We start from the raw sequence: 12,286 nt of genomic DNA on the forward strand, positions 1-12,286 counted from the left end.
CATGTCAAAGCCGAATATCACATTGAAATCCCTATTCGCCGGCTTGAGCATCGCCGGGCTGCTTGTTGCCCCCGTGACGATGGCACAGGATTCTGTTTCCGATACGAACACAGTAAACTCCGGCGGCGCCGCCGGTTCCAGCGCTGCCGGCCTGTCCACCGGCGCTATCGTGGGTTCCACCGTCGTGGGTCTTGCGGTTGTCGGTGTTGCGGCGCATGCACTGGGCAGCGACGACAGTTCCAGCGGCACTTCCGGTACCTCTGGTACTACCGGTACCACCGGCACCACGGGCACGCGCTGATGGCCAGGGGTCATGACATCATCTCAAAAGGCCGCTCTTTAGCGGTCTTGTCATGTTTATCCTTGGGGCTGGTGGGCTGTTCGTCGACAGGCAACTCTCCCCTGGGTAATACCCTAGCCTCTCTCATACCGGATCGAGAAGCGGTAGCCACCACCGCGAGATCGTTACCCTATGCCTCCGTCGCCGCGCACATGGACGGCAACGACGCTTTGATGGTCATGGCGCATCAGGTGGGTGAGGATACGTTCTGGCAGGCCAGGGATCGAGCGACGCTGCAGTTACACGCCGGGCTGCCCTATCGCACCGCGGGCTTCGACAATGAACTGCTCAAGCTGGATTATCCGCCGATCGGATCGGCAGCCCCGAAGGAACGCCTTCCCGTAGTCGCGGATTGGCAGGATGCCGAGGGCAACGAGCATCACCTGACCGGCTGGGTGCAACGGCAATGCCAGCCGGAGCCGCAGGTTGAACTGCCGTTGACGACCCTGGATCTGGAGCGCTGCGAGGATAGAGTGGCCTGGAGCAACGGCCAGACCAGCCGTAATACCCTATGGTATCGCCCACAGGATCAGCGCGTCTGGGCAGGTAGCATTGAACCCTGGCCGGATGCCAAGCGCATCGGCTGGCAGGTCGCCAGACCCTGGTGGTAATAAAACTGGTGGTAATAAAACCAGCAGTGACAAGAAAAGCGCTAATACGAACAAGAGTTCTCACCATGTTCTCAGCAAGGATCACCGGTTATGCATTACCCCTGTGCGCGCTACTGCTTGGTAGCATGCTCGCACTGGATACCCATGCCGCCGACAACGACAGCGCGACGCTCCAAAGCCGACCTACCTTGACGGACGCCTGGCTCGCCATGGATCGCCTGCCTGAAGGCCGAGCGTATTACCTGCTCGAGACAGACCGGGAGCGCCTGGACCAGCAAGGACGCCAGCTACGCCATGAGCTGGTGGAACTGATCGGTCAGGCGGGCCAAGCCGGTCAGAACCGGCGCTGGCAAGGGCTGGTGCAATGGCAGCTCAAGCTCAACCAGCCCGCTACCCTGCGCACCCTGGCAAGCGCGGATCTGGCCTCACTGCTGGAAAATCCGCGTAGCGCGCCGTTTCTCGACACCCTAGCCAGCTACGGCGCCTGCACCCCGGCAGACTGGATCGACGTCTGGACGCCCAACGGCGTAATCCGGCTCGATTGGCAGGAAGGCAGCCGTCTGGCCAACACCCTGGACCGCCTGCCTAAAGACGCTTATCGCGGCGCGGACACCGCCACCGTGGTCACCCCCAGGGGAAGCACCTATCAACAGGGCGTCGCCGCCTGGAACCTGCAGGACGTCGCCCTGGCGCCGGGTAGTCGAATCGTATTTTCCCTTCCGCCGGTCAATATCTCCGCCCGTTGGGTCAACAAGAACCTGCCGAAATATCTGGCCGCGCGTATGCCTGGTAATGACTGTACGCGCGACTCAATGAAACCAGACGACGTGAGCGCCCCATGATTGCCGATCGCCGTTCCTACGCCTGTCACTCATTTTGCAAGGCGGACGCCATTCAGGATCGTGAAAACCGCGATCATGACGCCAGCGCGCCGCGTCAACGCTATTCACGCCTTGGCTTGAGCAGTTCGGTACTGATTTCCAGTTTCTTTCTGGCCGCTGCCGCCCAGGCGATGGATCCCGCGCTTTCACAAAGTGATTTCGGCGGTGTCGGCCTGATGCAGACGCCGACCGCCCGCATGGCTCCCGCGGGGCAGTTCTCGTTTTCCTATAACCAGGTCGACCCCTACCGGCGCTACAACTTCACTTTCCAGCCGCTGGACTGGCTGGAAGCCGGCTTTCGCTATAGCGAAATCGACGATCGGCTCTATGGTGAAGCCATTGCCGGCGATCGGGATTACCTGGACAAAGGCTTCGACGCCAAGTTTCGACTCTGGCAGGAAAGCCGTCGAGTGCCGGAAATTGCCCTGGGCTTTCGGGATATCGGCGGCACCTCGCTGTTCGGCGGCGAATACCTGGTCGCCAGCAAGCGCTGGTACGATTTCGATTTCACCCTCGGCCTGGGCTGGGGGTATCTCGGCGGACGCGGCGATATCGATTCCCCGTTCGGCTGGATCGACGACCGCTTCGACGATCGTCCGCGCCCCGATGTCGGCGAAGGCGGCGATTTCGATCTGGACCAGCTCTTTCGCGGACCGATGGCCTTTTTCGGCGGCGTGCAGTACCAGACCCCCTGGGAACCGCTCAGCCTGATGCTGGAATACGACGGCAACGACTACGAGAACGACCCGGCGGGCGAGCCTATCGATCAGGATTCCCCGTTCAATTTCGGCGCTCGCCTGAAGCTGACGGATTATCTGGCGCTGAATGCGGGCTTCGAGCGTGGCGACACCGCCATGTTCGGCATCGCCTACTCGGTGAATCTGGCCGATATCTCTCAGGTCAAGCGCGACCCCCAGCCGGTGGCGCTGCAATCCGCGCCTGAGTCCACCACCAACGACTGGCCGGCGGTCAGCCAGAAGCTGGAAGACAACGCCGGGGTTCGGGTTTCGCGCATCATCGCCCGAGACGACAAGACCCTGGTGGTGGAAGGCGAGCCGGTGCGCTTCCGCTCCCTGATCAAGACCGAAGGCCGCGCCAACCGTATCCTGAACAACGAAGTGGACAAGGACGTCGAGACGTTCCGCTACCGCTGGCAGTCTCGAGGCATGGATCTGCGCGAGGATATCCATTCCCGCAAGGATTTCGTCGCGGCGCTCCAGGCGGAACAGGAAGAGATTCCCTATCTGTACGGGATCTATGCACAAGCCGCATCCAAGCCAAGAGGCGAAGTACTCCACGAGAACAAGCCGCAACGCTTCCGCTACAGTATCGGCCCGGGACTCGACCAGAACCTCGGCGGGCCTGACGGCTACCTGTATCGCCTGTACCTCGATGCCAGCGCGGAATATTTCACCGATACCAACGGCTGGTTCTCCGGCACCCTGGCCTGGACCCTCTTCGACAACCTGGACGACTACGAATACATCGCGGATTCCGATCTGCCTCGCGTGCGCACCTTTATCGGCGACTATCTCGAGGAAGGCGACCTTGGCTTGACTAATCTGCAGTACACCCGTACCGCGAAGCTCAACGACAACTGGTATGCCATGGGTTACGGCGGTTATCTCGAGATGATGTACGCCGGGGTCGGCGGCGAGGTGCTCTATCGCCCCTTCAACAGCGCGTTTGCCCTGGGTGCGGATATCAACTACGTGAAGCAGCGCGACTTCGACCAGCAGTTCGGCCTGCGGGACTATGATACCGTGACCGGTCACCTCAGCGCCTACGTGGAAACCGGCGTGAAAGACGTGCTGGCCAAATTTAGCCTGGGCCGCTATCTGGCGGAAGACTGGGGCGGCACCATCGACCTGTCCCGACAGTTCGACTCCGGCGTGCGCATGGGCGCCTGGGCCACCTTCACCGATGTGAGCAGCGAGGAATACGGCGAGGGCAGCTTCGACAAGGGTCTCTACGTTTCCCTGCCTCTGGACGCCTTCTTCACCACCTCAAGCCGCAGCAGTGTCGGCCTCAGCTGGTCGCCCCTTACTCGAGACGGTGGCGCCCGGCTCAACAAGCGCTACGAGCTGTATAACCTGACCGGCGAGCGCAACCTGGGCCGCTACTGGAAGGAAATCGACAAGGTGTGGGAGTAAACACCCCAAGTCGTAGTAGTAAGCAAAAAGGCCACGTCTTCCGACGTGGCCTTTTTGATGCTTGGCTCAATCCAGTCTTGATCACATCAAGACGTTCTAGCTTTCCTAGCTGCACGAGCGCAGTGAATCACCGCGACCCACCCCGTAATACATCAGGCCGGCTTCCTTGGCTGCCTGGGGGTCGAACAGGTTACGGCCATCGACGATCACCGGCGTACTCAGCTGGCGCTTGAGCCAATCGAAGTCCACGATACGAAAATCCTTCCATTCGGTGCAGATCACCAAGGCATCGGCGCCTTTCACCGCCTGCACCCGGTCCGCGACCAGCACCAGATCGTCTCGCTCGCCATAGATGCGCCGACATTCCTTCATGGCCTCCGGATCGAAAGCCTGGACCGTGGCGCCGGCTTCCCATAACGCTTCCATCAAGGTGCGGCTGGGCGCATCACGCATGTCGTCGGTATTAGGCTTGAAGGCCAGCCCCCACAGGGCGATGGTCCGGCCCTTGAGGTCGCCGTCGAAGGCCTGGGCCAGCTTGGTGTAAAGCGTCTTCTTCTGGCGGAAGTTGACGGCTTCCACCGCATTCAACAGCTCCGGCTGATAATCCACTTCCGTGGCGGTGTGCGCCAACGCCTGCACGTCCTTGGGAAAACAGGAGCCGCCATAGCCACAGCCCGGATAGATGAAGCTGTAGCCGATGCGCGGATCCGAACCGATGCCTCGGCGTACCTGTTCGACGTCAGCCCCCAAACGTTCCGCCAGATTGGCGATCTCGTTCATGAAGCTGATCTTGGTGGCCAGCATGGCGTTGGCGGCGTACTTGGTCAGCTCCGCGGCGCGCACGTCCATGAACATCATCTTTTCATGATGACGGTTATAAGGCGCGTAGCATTCGCGCATCAGGCGCATGACCCGCTCGGACTCGGTGCCCACGATGATACGCGCGCCGTGGGTAAAGTCCTTGATGGCAGCGCCTTCCTTGAGAAATTCCGGATTGGAGCAGACATCGAACTCGATGGATTCCCCTCTGCCCTCGAGCGCCGCCGCCACCGTCTGGCTGACCCGATCCGCGGTCCCCACCGGCACCGTGGACTTATCGACGATCACCTTATAATCCGTCATGTGCCTGCCGATGGTATCCGCCACCGACAGCACGTACTGCAAGTCCGCGCTGCCGTCTTCGTCCGGCGGCGTGCCCACGGCGATAAACTGCAGCTGACCGAAGCCCACCGCCGCCACCGGATCCGTGGTGAAGTCCAGGCGTCCTCCGGCGACATTACTTTTTACCATGCTCTCCAACCCCGGCTCGAAGATTGGAATCTCGCCGTCTTTCAAGCGCGCGATCTTGTTCTCATCCACGTCCATGCACAGCACTTCGTGTCCCGCATCGGCCAGGCAAGTCCCGGTAACCAGCCCCACATAACCCGTACCGAAAATGGTGATTTTCATTCCTTTACTGCCCCCGAGATTCAAACGATTTCGATATAGCGCGCTTGCGACGTAGTTTAACGATCTCGTTGCTATAGCAAATAGTGACTATGGGTGAACCTGTCTGGTCCCATCCACGACTAAAAAAATGGTTACACGGCACAATAGTCATACAGAGTAATAGTCGCGATACCAGTCCACGAAACGCCGAACGCCCTCTTCCACCTTTATTGTGGGCTGATAGCCGGTCACCTCATAAAGCGCCTGGGTATCCGCCCAGGTGCGCGGCACGTCCCCGGGCTGCATGGGAAGGTAGTTGCAGTTCGCTTCGCGCCCGGTTGCCGCTTCCACCGCATGCACGAAATCCATCAGCCCCACCGGGCTACCGTGGCCGATATTGTAAAGCGCATAGGGCGCAGTAGCGGCGGCGGGTTCTGCCGTGTCGGACTCGGGAGCCGCTGGAATCACCTCGAGGATACGTACCACGCCTTCGACGATATCGTCGATATAGGTGAAATCCCGGGACATGTCACCGTGGTTGTAAACGTCCAGGGGTTTGCCTTCGAGAATCGCCCGGGTGAACTTGAACATCGCCATGTCCGGGCGTCCCCAAGGGCCGTACACCGTAAAGAATCGCAGCCCGGTAGCGGGTAGGCGATAAAGGTGCGCATAGGTATGCGCCATCAGCTCGTTGGCTTTCTTGGTGGCCGCATACAGGCTGATCGGCTGATCCACGTTGTCGCTGGTGGCGAACGGCACCTTGTCGTTCATGCCGTAGACGGAGCTCGAGGAGGCGTACACCAGATGCTCCACCTGCTGCTGGCGACAGCCTTCCAGCACGTTGAGGAAGCCCAGCAGATTGGCATTCGCGTAGACGTGAGGATTTTCCAGGGAATAGCGCACCCCGGCCTGAGCCGCCAGGTGAATCACCCGATCGAAACGCCGTTCCGCGAAAAGCGCTTCCATGCCCGCGCGATCCGCCAGATCGAGCTTGATGAAGGTGATATCCTCGCACGGCGCCAGGTCATCCAGACGCGCCTGCTTGAGCGCCACATCGTAATAGTCATTGAGATTATCGATGCCGGCGATTTCGTGGCCCTGACCGGACAGCCGCTTGGCCACCGCGTGGCCGATAAACCCCGCCATGCCGGTAATGAGAAGTTTCATTGGTCTCCTTCGAGCATTGGACGCTTAGTGAATCTGCTTTCTGGATAGGGGCGCTTGAGCAAGGACCAGCAGGCCACGATCAGCGCCAGATAGCCGCTGTAGGTACGCACATCGCGAAACATGCTCTGGCTCAAGCCAAAGCCCAGGAACATCAGCACCACCAGCACCCCGGCCAGGGCGAGCGCCTTGCGCTGCGGCGTCGCATCCCTGAGATGACGTGCGAAAAGCACCAGCGGCACTGCATAGAAGGCCGCCAGCAGTACCACGCCGACCAGACCGCGCCGAGCGGCAGTATCCAGCCATTCGTTATGCAGCTGATAGCCCAGAAACTGATCCTGCACATTGGCATCCATGAGGCCGCTGTCGATCAAGCGATCCAGCACCGGGCGCATGGCGCCCTCTCCCCAGCCAAACAGCGGTTTTTCCAGAAACAGCCGAATCGCGTTCTGCCACATATCGATACGCGCGCCGATCGAGGTCTTCACCACCCCTTCATTGAAAAAGCGCTCCAGGTTGTTGTAAAGCTCCCATAAACGAGGATAGGCGAAACTCAGCGCCCAGCCGATCACCAGCACGCTCAGCAGTATCAGGCTCCAGCGCTGCCAGGCTGCCAGGGTTTGCCAGCCCCGCTGCAGCAGCGATCGATACATCCAGCCGATCAGCGCCAGCGCCACCGGCAAGGTAATCCAACCGCCTCGGGTGCCGGATAACAGCGACGCCAAGAGTCCGCTACCCGTGGCCAGCAGCGAGAACACCACGTACCAGCGCGGCGGCTCGGCGTACTTGTGGCAAAGGCGCAGCGCGTTGACCAGGGCCAATACGCCAAGCAGCAAGGAAAGGTTGCCGAAGGGAATGGCGTTGATATCGTTATCCGCCCGGTTGAAGCCGTTGATCCAGCGCTCGTCGAAGGCGATGGTGCCCGCTCCCAGAGCGCCGAGAATCACTCCGCCCCACAGCCATTTCGCCCGCATGGGTCGCGCTCGCCAGGCTATCAGGATCACCCCGGCGGCGAATGGCCACCAGGGCAGCGAAGGCGTGGTCTGATGGCCGATCGGCGCGCCGCTGCGCCAGGCGTCGAGAACCTGATTGAGCCCCACCAGGGCCAGCATGACCAGCCAGGCGGCGTCTTCACGGTCCAGGGGAAGCCGACGAACGGTCGGCAGCATGGCAAAAAGCGCCAGAACCAGAGCGGCAACGGCCCAGATGCCATAGCCCAACGGCAGCGTGACCAGACTTGCCAAGAACGCGAACAGCACCGCACCTTGCCAGGGAGCAAGCGATGCCATGGGGCTTGAGCGCATAAGGGTGACATTCCTCGACGGTCGATAGGCGCTTGAGGCGGTCATCCTAGCTTACGTGAGCGCGGTGGCAAGCGCTTGTTGCCACCTGGGGTCTCGTTGAGTGCAGACGATAAAGAAAGGATTCAGAAGACTGTCTTGCTGATTGTAACGCAGCGGCTTCAGGGAATGCGCCTCCAGCACCTCGCCGCCGGCGGCGACAACCACTGCCTGGGCAGCGGCGGAATCCCATTCGCTGGTGGGCGCCAGACGCGGATAGAGATCCGCACTGCCTTCCGCCACCAGGCAGAATTTCAGCGAGCTGCCCATGGAAATCCGCGAGTGAGCCGGCAGCGCGGCACAGAAGGCCTTGAGCTTGGGTTGGCCATGAGAACGGCTGCCGGCGACCCGCCAGGGCTTGTGATCCGGATCCGGCAGTTGACTCACCGTAATGCGTCTCTGCTTGTCGCCTTCGCATTTGAAAGCGCCCTCGTCCACCTGCCCCCACCAGGTAATACCGTCCTCGCCCAGGGCCGGCGCATGGACGATGCCGAATACCGGCACGCCATCATCCACCAGGGCCACATTAAGCGTGAACTCATCGTTGCGCTTGATGAATTCCTTGGTGCCATCCAGCGGGTCCACCAGCCAATACCGCTTCCAGCGCTGTCGCGTCGCATAGGAAACCGGCTCGGACTCCTCGGAGAGTACCGGCGTATCGGGAAACAGGGAATTCAACAGCGCCAGCAGCGCATGATGGGAAGCCATGTCCGCTTGCGTGAGCGGGCTCTGGTCGTCCTTGAGCTCGACATCGAATCCCTGACGATAGATATCCATTACCCGACGCCCCGCGGCGATCACGCCATCGATCAGACGATCGCGCAACGCGTCGCTTGATTCGTCACTCACCTGCAGGCCTCAGGCTTCATCATCGACCACCCTAATCTCACGCAATGAAACGCCATGCTTCCAAGCCAGCCGAATCACCTCAGCACGGCTTTCCATCACCGCTAGACGCCGAATTGCCAGACGCCGGCGTAGAAACAACACTTCAATGAAGCCCCAGCATAGAAGAAAAGTCGGCAGAATCCACCACCACTGCCAGTCTTCATTGAACAGCGCCACCGTTCCCAGCACGAACGGCGACAGAAACGCGCCCAGCCAGGCCTGATGAAGCCCTAGGAACCGATTATTGTGAAGCATTTGCGACTGTAGTTTCTTGGGAGACCGGGCAACGGGAAGCGGCATTGTGGCCATAGTGCTCATCGTAAAATTCCAAACGATTTATATGGCAACAATAATAAATGAAAATCTAGATATCTAATACCCTTTAAAGAAAGGCAACGATTGACTTATTCAGGCTATTGGCTGAAACAGCATCAACGTCAGCAAATGTGCCTAAATGAATTCCTGTCTACCTACCTGCCTACTGAAAACAATGTACACTTTACTTGTACACCCTAGAGATAACGGATAACGACGATGCAAAAGACCAGCGTGCGTGAAACCCGCGAAAAGCTCTCCAGCCTTCTGGATGCCGTGGCAGCGGGAGAGGAAATCATCATTCTGCGACGCGGCAAGCCAGCCGCGAAACTGGTACCGGCGACAGTCAAGGAAGTGCATTTTCCTGACCGTAGCCAATTACGTCGTGAATTGCCCCCCGCCAAGGAAACCTCTGCTGAACTGGTTCGAACCCTACGCGACGAGGAGCGTTATTAAGTGCTTTATATCGATACCAGTGCGCTGCTGCCCTACTATCGTCAGGAATCCAGCAGTGCGGCAGTGCAGAATTTACTTTTCGCTCAGACACAGCCCGTTCTCATCAGCCCGCTTACCGAGGTCGAGCTAGCCTCGGCACTGGCGCGCTGGGTAAGGACAAAAGAACTGACCGAGCCACAGGCCAACCGCATTGAAAGCGCATTTCAAGAAGATATCGCGGCAGGACGGTTTGAAATATGCCAGCTTGGCTCCCGCCATTACCAGCGTGCCAGACATTGGCTGCTGACTCGCAAAACCGCATTACGAACGCTGGATGCCCTGCACATGGCATGTGCGGAAACTCATCAGGCAACGTTGGTCACGCAAGACGAGGCCTTGATGAAAGCAGCGACATATTTTGGGCTCGATGCACAACCCGCCAAGGAATAGCCAAGCACAGCATATCGCCATTTAGCATGACACTCTCCCCATTTCATAAGCAACGGGCAACGGGCAACGGGCAACGGGCAACGGGCAACGGGCAACGGGCAACGGGCAACGGGCAACAACATTGCTGCATTATTTCATTACTGCATCATAGCTACTTAAGCCCGACACCATCAGCTATTGGGTAAACACCTCCCTCAGCGACTGCGCCTCCAACAGATTCTCGGCCCAGTGCTCCAGTTCCTCGGTGGTAGCGTTTTGCAAGCGCTGTTCCGTTGCTGACTCGAGCGGCCCGAAGCGGCGCTCCAGCAATTTTCTCAGTAAACCCTGCTCTCCTTGCTGAATGCCTTCTTGCCTACCTTCTTGCCTACCTTCTGTTCGTAAACGTTCTGCCAGTCCCGTCATTGCGGCGTTCTCCTGCGGATAACGGGATTCGTAATCAAAGCGTTCTGCCTCGCTCAATCCCGTGTAGATATCGACGAAATCCAGGTATTTGATCTGTTTCTCGACGTTCGGTTCGAGGGTCAGTAGCCCTTCGATCGCCCTGGCGTAGATCTCGACCTTTTTATCCGGCGGCCAACGCATGTTGGGCAGATTCAGGCGGGCCACCAGATTGTCACTTTCAAGGTACCGTTCGGCGGGCGTGGAAGCCAGCATGCAAGCCAGATAGTCGAAGCGTAGATAGTGGCGGCGCTCGCTGCCCAATACCAGATCACGCGGCAGCCCCGGATGCTCGCGCAGGAAGATGACCACTGGTACCACCCGCTCGGTAGCGAGCAGCTCCGCCAGATCGAGGCAGTAATGGGCCAGACGATGAATGGAAAAGCGCCGTGACTGCGTCTCTTCCTCGAGCACGAACAACAAGGCTTCCCGACGTCCATCCGGCCACTCCACCAGCAAGGGCACGTCCAGCTCGCGAAAGCGCTCTCCCAAGCGCTCCTTGAGCTGTTCCTGGCGTAGAGGCGTGATTGTCACACTGGCATCAATCTCCGCTGCCTCTTCCTCGGCGAAGAACGCCAGCGCCTGGCGCGGATAGTCGAGAATCAGATTCTTGAAATTCTGATCATGGCTGAGATTACGGGACATGGCGTGCCTTTAATGAAGCTGAAGACTCGTCATTGTGCCTTTTTTACTTAGAATACGAATCGGTTACGATCATTTCTTATGCAGCTTTTTAACTATGCAGGGGTTTTAGCCTTTACTTACTTTAACTGTATTGAAATGCTCGATATACCAAGGCATCGCCTCGCTGATGCCCTGCTTGACCTCGTGGCTCGGGGTATAGCCCAACAGCCTGGACGCCTTACTGATATCCGCCTGGGAGTGGCGTACATCACCGGGGCGGAAATCCCGATAGATCGGATCACGAGCGTATTCAACCCCTTGCTCCGCCAAAGCGGTGCGCAGGTAATCGAACAACTGATTCAAGGACGTCCGCGCATTGACCGCCACGTTATACACTTGGCCTTGAGCGTCGCCTTCTGCAAGCGCCGCTAATAGATTGGTCTGCACCGCATTGTCGATAAAACAGAAATCCCGGCTGGTTTCTCCATCGCCGTTGATATACAGGGTTTCATCGGTGAGCATGGCCGCGGTCCACTTGGGAATCACCGCCGCGTAGGCGCCATCCGGGTCCTGGCGCGGTCCGAACACATTGAAGTAGCGCAGCCCCACGCTCTTGAAGTCATAGGCCCGGGCGAAGACATCCGCGTACAGCTCATTGACATACTTGGTCACCGCATAAGGCGAGAGCGGTTTGCCGATGATGTCCTCTTCCTTGGGTAGTCCCGGATGATCGCCGTAGGTGGAACTCGAGGCCGCATAGACGAAGCTTGTCACCCCGGCGTCCCGCGCCGCCACCAGCATGTTCAAATGGCCGGTACAGTTGGCCGCGTGGGTGGTCAAGGGGTCTTCCAGGGAGCGTGGCACCGATCCCAGCGCCGCCTGATGCAACACATGCGCCACCGGTTCGCCGTCCGGCATCAACGCTTTATGGCAATCCTCGAGATGACGGATATCGCCTTCGATAAACTGAAAGCGCTGCCACTGCTCAGGGCTGACCTGATCGCGTACTTCGTCCAGGTTGCGCTGGTAGCCGGTGGCGAAGTTATCCAGCCCCACCACGGATTGATCCAGCTTCAGCAGCGTTTCCAGCAGGTTGGAGCCGATAAAACCCGCGCAACCGGTGACCAGCCAACGGCGAGGCGAGGCGACGAGTCTTGACTTGCAATCAGCGAAACTCATGACTGCTCCTTGAACAAATAAAAAATGGTTTCATGAAAAT

General features: G+C 59.1%; 13 protein-coding genes. 6 read left to right on the forward strand and 7 right to left on the reverse strand.

Translation table 11 applies throughout. The annotated features are described in order from the left end of the window. Positions 1–22 precede the first annotated feature (22 nt). From FGL86_RS13775 to FGL86_RS13790, 4 genes are all read left to right on the forward strand, one after another. Positions 23–301, forward strand: coding sequence for a hypothetical protein (locus FGL86_RS13775; protein ID WP_147185116.1), 279 nt, complete (start codon positions 23–25; stop codon positions 299–301). Positions 302–348: 47 nt separating this feature from the next. Further along, entirely contained in the window at positions 349–951 is a 603-nt protein-coding gene (locus FGL86_RS13780; protein ID WP_186764408.1) for a YjbF family lipoprotein, read from the forward strand. A 65-nt stretch (positions 952–1,016) separates the two neighbouring features. Continuing rightward, positions 1,017–1,793 carry a capsule biosynthesis GfcC family protein gene (locus FGL86_RS13785; RefSeq protein WP_147185118.1) on the forward strand — a complete coding sequence of 259 codons (777 nt, stop codon included), beginning with the start codon at positions 1,017–1,019 and terminating at the stop codon, positions 1,791–1,793. Beyond that, positions 1,790–3,985, forward strand: a complete 2,196-nt coding sequence (locus FGL86_RS13790; protein ID WP_246131636.1) for a YjbH domain-containing protein — start codon at positions 1,790–1,792, stop codon at positions 3,983–3,985. Before FGL86_RS13785 ends, FGL86_RS13790 begins: the two co-directional genes overlap by 4 nt. A 105-nt stretch (positions 3,986–4,090) precedes the next feature. Here FGL86_RS13790 and FGL86_RS13795 read toward each other — a convergent pair whose 3' ends face one another. From FGL86_RS13795 to FGL86_RS13815, 5 genes are all read right to left on the reverse strand, one after another. Beyond that, on the reverse strand, positions 4,091–5,434 hold the full coding sequence (locus tag FGL86_RS13795; protein ID WP_147185119.1) for a UDP-glucose dehydrogenase family protein: 1,344 nt from the start codon (positions 5,432–5,434) through the stop codon (positions 4,091–4,093). 147 nt (positions 5,435–5,581) lie between these two features. Then, positions 5,582–6,580, reverse strand: coding sequence for an NAD-dependent epimerase (locus FGL86_RS13800; RefSeq protein ID WP_147185120.1), 999 nt, complete (start codon positions 6,578–6,580; stop codon positions 5,582–5,584). Then, positions 6,577–7,881 carry an O-antigen ligase family protein gene (locus tag FGL86_RS13805; RefSeq protein ID WP_186764409.1) on the reverse strand — a complete coding sequence of 435 codons (1,305 nt, stop codon included), beginning with the start codon at positions 7,879–7,881 and terminating at the stop codon, positions 6,577–6,579. The genes FGL86_RS13800 and FGL86_RS13805 overlap by 4 nt, the downstream gene beginning before the upstream one ends. A gap of 51 nt (positions 7,882–7,932) precedes the next feature. Next, positions 7,933–8,766 (reverse strand): 3'(2'),5'-bisphosphate nucleotidase CysQ, encoded by an 834-nt coding sequence (gene cysQ, locus FGL86_RS13810; protein ID WP_222433756.1) that lies wholly within the window; start codon positions 8,764–8,766, stop codon positions 7,933–7,935. Positions 8,767–8,775: 9 nt separating this feature from the next. Further along, complete coding sequence (locus FGL86_RS13815; RefSeq protein WP_147185122.1) at positions 8,776–9,123, reverse strand: hypothetical protein; 348 nt, start codon at positions 9,121–9,123, stop codon at positions 8,776–8,778. 216 nt (positions 9,124–9,339) lie between these two features. Here FGL86_RS13815 and FGL86_RS13820 point away from each other — a divergent pair, with 216 nt between their 5' ends. After that, the gene (locus FGL86_RS13820) at positions 9,340–9,576 is read left to right on the forward strand and encodes a type II toxin-antitoxin system Phd/YefM family antitoxin (protein ID WP_147185123.1); all 237 of its coding nucleotides are present in this window, start codon (positions 9,340–9,342) and stop codon (positions 9,574–9,576) included. After that, complete coding sequence (locus FGL86_RS13825; protein ID WP_147185124.1) at positions 9,577–10,005, forward strand: type II toxin-antitoxin system VapC family toxin; 429 nt, start codon at positions 9,577–9,579, stop codon at positions 10,003–10,005. 174 nt (positions 10,006–10,179) lie between these two features. On the opposite strand, the gene FGL86_RS13830 is transcribed toward FGL86_RS13825, so the two are convergent. Together FGL86_RS13830 and FGL86_RS13835 are read right to left on the reverse strand one after the other, a co-directional pair. After that, on the reverse strand, positions 10,180–11,088 hold the full coding sequence (locus FGL86_RS13830; protein ID WP_147185125.1) for a DUF4351 domain-containing protein: 909 nt from the start codon (positions 11,086–11,088) through the stop codon (positions 10,180–10,182). A gap of 105 nt (positions 11,089–11,193) precedes the next feature. After that, on the reverse strand, positions 11,194–12,246 hold the full coding sequence (locus tag FGL86_RS13835) for an SDR family oxidoreductase (protein WP_147185126.1): 1,053 nt from the start codon (positions 12,244–12,246) through the stop codon (positions 11,194–11,196). Positions 12,247–12,286: the final 40 nt, after the last annotated feature.

It is taken from the genome of Pistricoccus aurantiacus, assembly GCF_007954585.1.
GTDB classification, from domain to species: domain Bacteria; phylum Pseudomonadota; class Gammaproteobacteria; order Pseudomonadales; family Halomonadaceae; genus Pistricoccus; species Pistricoccus aurantiacus.